Below are 7,986 nucleotides of genomic sequence, written 5' to 3' on the forward strand. Positions count from 1 at the left end.
CACGGGGCCCCGGCCCCAACATATACAAAGGAGTCATACATGGGTTGCGAGCACGCACAGGCCGCCGGCGGACAAACGTTGCCGTCGCAATTTGAGGAGAATACGCTGTCCGAGGTCAAACGCGTCATCGCCGTGCTTTCCGGCAAGGGCGGTGTCGGCAAGTCGTTTGTCACCGGTGCCATCGCCACCGAGCTTGCCCGTCACGGCCACAAGGTCGGCGTCCTCGATGCCGACATCACCGGTCCCTCTATCCCCAAGATGTTCGGTATGAGCGGACGCCACGTCCATGCCCTTGGCAACCTTATGCTGCCCGAAATCTCCGAGCACGGCGTCAAGGTCATGAGCTCCAACCTGCTGCTCCAAAACGAGACCGACCCCGTCCTTTGGCGCGGTCCGGTCATCGCAGGCGCCATTAGGCAGTTCTGGAGCGAGACCTCGTGGGGCCCCATCGACTACCTGCTGGTCGACATGCCTCCGGGAACAGGCGACGTCGCGCTCACCGTCTTCCAGTCGCTGCCCGTCGACGGCATCGTCATCGTCACGAGCCCGCAGGATCTGGTCTCGATGATCGTCGCCAAGGCGGTTAACATGGCCGAGAAGATGAACGTCCCCATTCTGGGCATTGTCGAGAACATGAGCTATATTGAGTGCCCCGACTGCGGCAAGAAGATCGAGGTCTTTGGCAAGAGCAAGCTTCCCGAGGTCGCAGAGCGCTATAACCTCGACATCTTGGGCCAGCTTCCCATTAATCCAGCACTCGCCGAGGCCTGCGATAAGGGCGAGATCGAGACCGCGCTGCCCGACGGCATGTTGCCCCAGGCCGTCTCTGCCGTCGAGGCCATTGCCCCGCACGAGACCGACGAGGCCTAAGTGAACACGAGCGCCTTCTATGACGTCCTGGTAATCGGCGGCGGGGCTTCAGGCCTCGCCGCCGCCATTACGGCCGCACGCGCTGGCAAAAGCGCCTGCATCGTTGAGCGCGATGTCGCCTGCGGCCTTAAGCTCCTTGCGACCGGCAACGGTCGCTGCAACCTCTCCAACGAATCGATTGAACCACAGCGGTATAACCACCCCGCATTCGTCGAATCCGTCATGGGCCCCCAGCCCGAACAAGAGCTTATGGGTTTCTTCTCCTCGCTGGGCATCATGACAACCTCCGAGGAAGGCCGGCTGTACCCGCGCTCCCTTCGCGCCGAATCGGTACGCGACGCGCTTCTCAACGTTTGCGACCGCCTGGGTATCACCTTAATCTGCGGAGCCAACGTTGCCTCGGCGCACAAAGCTTCCGAAGGCTGGGCACTCCAAATAAACCGTCCAGCGCGGGCACTCAAGGCAAAAAAGCACGACGACCGAAAATCGGAGCTCCGCTCGCTTCGGAAGGCACTCGCCGATATCCCTCACAAGAACGAGGCCCTGGAGGCGCGCGCCGTAATTATCGCCACGGGTGGCAACCCCACCGGTATCGCCGATACGTTTCGCCTCCCCCTCACTTCGCTGCGCCCCATCCTCTGCCCCGTATCGGCAACGGTCGTTGGCGATCGGGCGGCACTCAAGACGTTGGATGGCCTGCGCGTCCGCGCCCGCTTGACGCTCACCCGTAACCATAGGGAGCTCTGGCACGAAGACGGTGAAGTGCTGTTTCGAACCTTCGGCATCTCGGGCGTCGCTGTCTTTAACCTCTCCCGTCGTATCCAGCGCGGCGATACGATCCTGCTCGACGTTTTCCCCGACCTCTCTAAAGACGAGTTGCTCGATATGCTTAACAGGCGCGTTGAGCTGCTCGGCGGCTTTTCGCCCCGCGATCCCCGTTGGCTCGACGGCATGCTCGCCCCGCAACTCTCCCGCGTCGTCTGCACAGCGTTCGAGCAGTGCCATCCAGGCTCCGACGATGTCATCCACCTGGTCTCGATCCTCAAGCACTTTAAGTTGCTCGTCGTGGGAACAGCCGAGGAGCGCTCGGCGCAGGTCACGCGGGGTGGCGTATCTGTCGAGAGCATCTCAACACCCAGTCTACGCGCGTGCAGCGTTGTCGACGCCCCGCTTTACGTCTGCGGCGAAGCGCTCGACATCGACGCCGATTGCGGAGGCTTTAACCTTGCGTGGGCCTGGATCTCGGGCATTCGCGCTGCAAGCAGCCTGTAGCCGCACAGTCTATAATCAAAAACGCATTCGGGCCGTCTGGAATACCGGACGGCCTCTTTCTTGCCTCTAAGGAGACCTCGATGATCGAAATCACCCAAGTCAACGCGTCGCTCGATGAAGCCGGCGATGAAAATGCCTGCCTCATTGTTGGCAAGCGATTCGCCAAGCGCGTCCTGCGTTGCAAGGACTCCGAGATCAAGTCCATCGAGCTCCACCGCAAGTCAATCGACGCTCGCAAAAGACGAGACGTCCATTTTATCCTGAGCTTTCGTGTTGAGCTGACTAGTCCCCACCTCGAGCGAGAAGCGGTCGACAGCGTTGCCGAGCGTGACCGCTCGCGCGTACGCGCGATAGAAGACGATGAGCCTTCATTCCCCTCCCCCGTTTCCGGCGCACCCAAAGAGCGCCCCGTCGTCGTCGGTGCCGGATGCGCCGGCCTTTTCGCCGCACTCACCCTTGCCGAAGCAGGTCTTAAGCCCTTGCTCATCGAGCGCGGCGACCCGGCATTTCGCCGCTCGCATGCGATCGACCTCTTTCTAAAGGAGCGTATCCTCGACCCCGAGAGCAATATCCAGTTTGGCCTGGGCGGCGCGGGGACCTTCTCGGACGGCAAGCTCAATACAGGAACCAAAAATCCCGCCCATCGCCTCATCCTCGAAACCTTCGTCGAGGCGGGTGCGCCCCGCGATATTCTGTGGGATGCCAAGCCGCACATTGGCTCCGACATCCTTCCCACGGTTGTCACCGCTATATCCCAGCGCATCGAGCAGCTCGGAGGTGTCGTCCGTTATCGAACAAAACTCGTCGACATTCGCATCGACGCGTCTGGCGCCATCACCGGTATTGATGTCCAATCGTCCCAAGACGCCGCTTACGAGCCAATTGAGACAAAGCACCTCATCCTCGCCTGCGGGCATTCTGCTCGCGATATTTTTGAACTCCTTAAGGACCACGACGTGGCCCTCGCACAAAAGACCTTTGCCATGGGCGTTCGCATCGAGCATCCGCAGCGCGACATCGACCGAGCCCAATATGGAGCCTCGGCGGGACATCCTGCCCTCGGAGCAGCCCCCTACAAACTCGTCGCCCATCTTCCCAACGGCCGCAGCGTGTTCTCGTTTTGCATGTGCCCCGGCGGGCAGGTTGTCGCCGCCTCTTCCGAGCAGGGCCACCTGTGCGTCAACGGCGCCAGCCTCAATGCCCGCGACGGCCGTAACGCAAATGCCGCCCTGCTCGTTAACGTCACGCCTGAGGACCTTCCCGACGATGACCCGCTCGCCGGCATCGAGCTCCAGCGCGCCTGCGAGGCGGCCGCCTATCGCCTGGGCGGTTCCAACTGGAACGCACCGGCACAACTCGTCGGAGATTTCCTCGCAGGACGCGCCAGCAAGGCGCCCGGAAAGGTAAAGCCCACCTATCCGCTCGGTGTGACCTGGACGGCAATTGACAAAGCCCTGCCGCAGCATATCGTCGAGTCGCTCCGCCTGGGACTTCCCCTACTCGGAAAAAAGCTACGGGGCTACGACCGCCCCGATGCCGTTCTTACCGGCGTGGAGACTCGTTCGAGCTCACCGGTCACTGTCACCCGAGACCGAACGTGCCATGCCGTGTCGACCCCGGGCCTCTACCCTTGTGGTGAGGGAGCTGGATATGCCGGAGGCATCATGAGCGCGGCCACCGACGGTATCCGTTGTGCCGAAGCCCTGATCGCAGACCTCTAGCGAACGAATTCCAGTGCGCAAAAGACACAGGCCCCGAGCTCCACAGGGAACTCGGGGCCTGTTCGCTATTTCTTAAACCGTGCACCCTGGCGTTTTCTACCCGATGCGAACGTGGAACCCTTGCGGGCCTGCGAACGCAAGCGCTCGATCGTCTCGTCCTCAGACGCACCCTCGAGCATCGCCCGAATCTGAACGACAGCATCACGCAGGCGCGCCGCCTCCTCAAAGTCCATGGCGGCAGAAGCGTTACGCATATCCTCTTCCATGGTTTCGACGATCCGCACAAGCTCGTCATGCGGTAGTTCTTCCAACTGTTCCGCAAGTGTCTGCTCGGGCGCCACCGTTTCCGGCACACCGCCCTCGTCCGACTCATCGGGCGTATAGAATGCGCCATGGCCAAGAGAGTCGCCCTTCGAGCGTCCCTTGGAGCCCACAGTTTTTTCGGCCTCGGCAATAAAACTTGAGATGTCGTTGATGGCCTTGCGCACTGTCTTGGGCACAATGCCATGTTCTTCGTTATATGCCATCTGAATCTCGCGACGGCGCTGCGTCTCCTCGATGGCCGCTTTCATCGAATCGGTCACAACGTCTGCATACATGATGACTTCGCCATCGGCGTTACGGGCCGCACGGCCAATCGTCTGAATCAGCGAACGACGGTTGCGCAAGAAGCCTTCCTTATCGGCATCGAGAATTGCCACCAGTGAGACCTCGGGAAGATCCAAGCCCTCGCGAAGCAGGTTGATGCCAACGAGAACATCGATCTTGCCCTCGCGCAGCGTTCGCAGGATCTCGACACGGTCCATTGTCGCCGTATCAGAGTGCATGTAATTGACCTTAATGCCCGCATCAAGTAGATGGTCGGTCAGGTCCTCGGCCATGCGCTTGGTCAACGTGGTCACCAGCACGCGCTCCTTGCGGGCAACACGCTCGCGAATCTCATCCTCAAGATCGTCAATCTGACCGCGAACGGGACGCACGTCGATCTTGGGATCGAGCAGGCCGGTCGGACGAATAATCTGCTCCACGTCGTTTTGGCTCACCCGCAGCTCGTAGTCGCCCGGCGTTGCCGAAACATAGATGAACTGGGGGATTCTCGCCTCAAACTCATCGAAACGAAGCGGGCGATTGTCGAGCGCCGAGGGCAGGCGAAAACCATGCTCAACAAGCGTAACTTTGCGCGATCGGTCGCCTTCGTGCATGCCGCGAATCTGTGGCACCGTCACGTGGCTCTCGTCTATGATGCAGAGCATGTCCTTGGGGAAGTAGTCAATCAAGGTAAACGGCGGCTCACCCGGCTTACGCCCGTCCAGATGACGCGAGTAGTTCTCGATGCCGTTGCAAAAGCCCATCGTCTCGAGCATCTCGAGGTCATAATCGGTCCGTTGCTGTAGACGTTGCGCCTCGAGCAACTTGTCGGTCGCCTTGAGCTCCGCCACGCGCTTCTCGCACTCTTCACTGATTGACTTTAAGGCCGCCTTGACCTTAGGCTTCTCGGTCACATAGTGCGATGCCGGCCACACGGGAATAGCCTCATACTCACGAAGCATCTCACCGGTAACCTCATCGATTTCGGCGATAAGCTCGACCTCATCGCCAAAGAACTCAAATCGCAACGGATGCTCGGCATAGGGCGGATACACATCGACAACATCACCGCGCACGCGGAAGGTGCCACGCGCCAAGTCATAGTCGTTCCGGTCGTACTGAATGTCGATGAGCGCATGGATAAAGTCATCGCGCTCGAGCGGTACTTTCTTGTCGACATTCGGCGCCAGCCCCGCATAGTCCTCAGGAGAGCCGATGCCATAGATGCAGGACACCGAAGCAACGACAATCACATCGCGTCGAGAAAGCAACGAGGCGGTCGCCTGATGTCGAAGCATCTCGACTTCTTCGTTAATCGAAGCATCCTTCTCGATATACGTATCGCTTTGCGGCACATATGCCTCGGGCTGATAGTAGTCGTAGTACGAGACGAAGTAGACCACGGCGTTGTTGGGAAAGAATTCTTTGAGCTCGCTCGCAAGCTGGGCGGCGAGGGTTTTGTTGGGGGCCATGACCAGCGTTGGCTTACCGAGAGCTTCGATGGTCTTGGCCATGGTAAAGGTCTTGCCCGAGCCGGTCACGCCAAGCAAAACCTGATAGCGGTCCCCGTCCCTCACACCCTGCACAAGCGACTCAATGGCCTTAGGCTGTGAACCTGCAGGCTCATAGGGAGACACGACCTCAAACGGTACCTCAGAGCCCTCAACGCCAAAACGTTTGAGCTCTCCGCCAACACGCTCAACTTCAAAATCCGCCATGGACACTCCTAACTCATACATCTGCAGTATACGCAGGCGGCAGGCATAGTCCTATACGAACCGGTCGGGATAGAGGGTCTTATAGCGAACCCAGGCATTATTGACACGAATCAAATAGGCTTGCGTCTCGGGAAAGGCAATCGCGTTATGGAGCGATGTGTTTTGCTGCGCCCACCCATCGACATTGCCCATTCCGGCATTGTAAGCAGCAATAGCGCTATCCGTCGACCCATTGAAATACGTCAACAGGTATGAGAGGTACGCGCACCCAAATTCGATATTCGAAGCGGGGTCATTCAGGTCATCGGCTGAATACTCGTCCCCGTCGACAAGGCCCTTAGCGATCATATCCTGAGCGGTTTCGGGCATAAGTTGCATGAGACCTTGGGCGCCCTGATTTGATTCCGCCTCGGGATCCCAGTTTGATTCCGACTTGATGACGGCACACACCAGATACGGATCGAGATTATGCGAAATACTGGACTGCTTTACATACGCTTCATAGTCAATCGGATAGAACGGTTTAAAGAAAGCGGCGGGAGCACACGAGTAAACGAGCGAGATAAGGCCAAAGACGAAAACGACAACCAGCGGCACAAGGCGATACCACGTAAAGAAACGCGTCTTAGGCATCTGTCGTCTCCTTATCCATAGCATCCATAAGGCCATGGCGAGCAAGCCACGCGTCCAGTTGTTCAAAGAGCGAGCTGTCGCCCGCTGCGTTATCAATCACGGTCGTGGCGAGACTGCAAAGCGAAGACTCATCGGGTTGGCAAGCACAGCGAGCATCAAAATCGGATGGCTCCATACCACGGTGAATAGCGCGTTCGCGACGGACCGCTAAAGGAGCGCTAACAACCATAATTTCATCCGCAAGGCCAAAGGCATCCTCAAAGCCAGTCGGAGCAGATACTTCGACCGCCGCAAAGGGATAGCGGGGGGACGAAACCGTACAGCAAGCAGGATCGAGAATCCTCAGCGAAAGCTGCTCAATGAGAGCGGGGTGAACAATACTATTGAGCCTTGCAACCGTATCGGGAGAAACAAAAGCTCGAGAAGCGAGAACGTTACGTCGAACACCGCCATCCTCGTCCAAAATATCCCAGCCAAACTCTTCAGCAAGAGCATTGACGATATCCGACCCCGGTACGTACAGCGATTTGGCAAGAACATCTAAATCGATAAGCAGGGCTCCGCGAGATTCCAGAAAGCGGCAGGCAGTCGATTTACCCGAAGCAATATTGCCCAAAACGAAAACGGTAAACATCAAGCCCTCCCTAACGTCAATGCGAGTAATTATCGCGCAAATACAAAGCGACGGTTCAAAAAACAGCCAAACAGTAAGAGAGTCAAAGGAAGAGTCCGTTCACAAGGCACAGCTTGTATATAGCGCAAAAAAGGGGGAGGCCGCGAGGCCTCCCCCTTCTCAGTCCAAGCGCACGGCTCGGTGCCGTCCACCGGTCAGCGGCGCCCTGGCCTCCCACGGGCTGGCCCCGCAGTACTCTCGGCGCGATGGGGCTTAGCTTCCGGGTTCGGAACGGGACCGGGCGTGCCCCCCATGCTCTGGCCGCTGACCGGTGGGCGGCGCCCACCGTTACGGTGATCCGGTGTCTCATCCACGTGCCCTGGGGGCCGCATGGCGCATAGGAGAGGTCTGACTCGGGGGCATCCTCGTGCCCGGACCGCGCAAGCGCTGGGTCCCGCGGGCCGCGAGGTGCGGTTCCGGAAGAGCTCGGGCGATTAGTGCGGCTCGGCTGAGGCTGTCGCCAGCCTTGCACCTGCCGTCTATCGACCAGGTAGTCTACCTGGGCCCTTAC

6 protein-coding genes and 2 rRNA genes are annotated in these 7,986 nt (G+C 59.1%); 3 read left to right on the forward strand and 5 right to left on the reverse strand.

Translation table 11 applies throughout. From position 1 onward, the window contains the following. Window positions 1-39: 39 nt before the first annotated feature. From FYJ40_RS05565 to FYJ40_RS05575, 3 genes are all read left to right on the forward strand, one after another. Window positions 40-870, forward strand: coding sequence for an Mrp/NBP35 family ATP-binding protein (locus tag FYJ40_RS05565; RefSeq protein WP_154517524.1), 831 nt, complete (start codon window positions 40-42; stop codon window positions 868-870). Continuing rightward, window positions 871-2,142: an NAD(P)/FAD-dependent oxidoreductase gene (locus FYJ40_RS05570; protein WP_154517527.1), complete on the forward strand. Its 1,272-nt coding sequence runs from the start codon at window positions 871-873 to the stop codon at window positions 2,140-2,142. An 80-nt stretch (window positions 2,143-2,222) separates the two neighbouring features. Next, window positions 2,223-3,863: an NAD(P)/FAD-dependent oxidoreductase gene (locus FYJ40_RS05575; protein ID WP_154517530.1), complete on the forward strand. Its 1,641-nt coding sequence runs from the start codon at window positions 2,223-2,225 to the stop codon at window positions 3,861-3,863. Window positions 3,864-3,928: 65 nt separating this feature from the next. Here the strand turns inward: FYJ40_RS05575 and uvrB are convergent, their stop codons facing one another. The 5 genes from uvrB to FYJ40_RS05600 all read right to left on the reverse strand — a co-directional run. After that, complete coding sequence (gene uvrB, locus FYJ40_RS05580) at window positions 3,929-6,169, reverse strand: excinuclease ABC subunit UvrB (protein WP_154517533.1); 2,241 nt, start codon at window positions 6,167-6,169, stop codon at window positions 3,929-3,931. Between the two features lie 51 nt (window positions 6,170-6,220). Then, window positions 6,221-6,802, reverse strand: a complete 582-nt coding sequence (locus FYJ40_RS05585; protein ID WP_154517536.1) for a lytic transglycosylase domain-containing protein — start codon at window positions 6,800-6,802, stop codon at window positions 6,221-6,223. Beyond that, the gene (coaE, locus tag FYJ40_RS05590) at window positions 6,795-7,436 is read right to left on the reverse strand and encodes a dephospho-CoA kinase (RefSeq protein WP_154517538.1); all 642 of its coding nucleotides are present in this window, start codon (window positions 7,434-7,436) and stop codon (window positions 6,795-6,797) included. The genes FYJ40_RS05585 and coaE overlap by 8 nt, the downstream gene beginning before the upstream one ends. Window positions 7,437-7,628: 192 nt before the next feature. Then, window positions 7,629-7,744: ribosomal RNA gene (rrf, locus tag FYJ40_RS05595) — 5S ribosomal RNA — on the reverse strand. Between the two features lie 145 nt (window positions 7,745-7,889). Next, a 23S ribosomal RNA gene (locus FYJ40_RS05600) occupies window positions 7,890-7,986 on the reverse strand; the annotation flags it as partial.

The organism is Collinsella sp. WCA1-178-WT-3 (M1) (assembly GCF_009696325.1).
Classification (GTDB): Bacteria; Actinomycetota; Coriobacteriia; order Coriobacteriales; family Coriobacteriaceae; genus Collinsella.

Bases quoted from the DNA above. Each gene is read 5' to 3' on its own strand.
- FYJ40_RS05585 (WP_154517536.1), bottom strand. From the start codon at position 6,802: ATGCCTAAGACGCGTTTCTTTACGTGGTATCGCCTTGTGCCGCTGGTT.
- FYJ40_RS05565 (WP_154517524.1), top strand. From the start codon at position 40: ATGGGTTGCGAGCACGCACAGGCCGCCGGCGGACAAACGTTGCCGTCG.
- coaE (WP_154517538.1), bottom strand. From the start codon at position 7,436: ATGTTTACCGTTTTCGTTTTGGGCAATATTGCTTCGGGTAAATCGACT.
- FYJ40_RS05575 (WP_154517530.1), top strand. From the start codon at position 2,223: ATGATCGAAATCACCCAAGTCAACGCGTCGCTCGATGAAGCCGGCGAT.
- uvrB (WP_154517533.1), bottom strand. From the start codon at position 6,169: ATGGCGGATTTTGAAGTTGAGCGTGTTGGCGGAGAGCTCAAACGTTTT.